The organism is Methylobacterium nigriterrae (assembly GCF_037106235.1).
GTDB lineage: Bacteria > Pseudomonadota > Alphaproteobacteria > Rhizobiales > Beijerinckiaceae > Methylobacterium > Methylobacterium nigriterrae.
Genome location: NZ_JBAWTG010001149.1, coordinates 1 through 203, shown reverse-complemented (window position 1 = coordinate 203; position 203 = coordinate 1). Strand labels below are relative to the sequence as shown.

Annotated in this window: 1 pseudogene; it reads left to right on the top strand. The window is 65.0% G+C overall.

Annotated elements, in window-relative coordinates:
• Nucleotides 1–203, top strand: a pseudogene (locus WDW90_RS40550) (phasin family protein); the annotation flags it as partial.

Here is a 203-nt window from a genome sequence, read left to right as displayed (position 1 = left end):
CAAGCAGTCCGAGCAGAGCGACAAGGCCGCCGATACCGCCAAGGCGACCATCAACAAGACCGCCGAGCAGGGCAAGCAGTTCGCTGAGGCCGCTCGCGAGGGCGTGAACAAGATGGCCGGTCTGCGCGAGCAGGCCGCCCAGAACACCAAGCAGATCGTGCAGAGAAACGTCGAGACGGCCTCGCACCAGGTGCGTGAGGCTA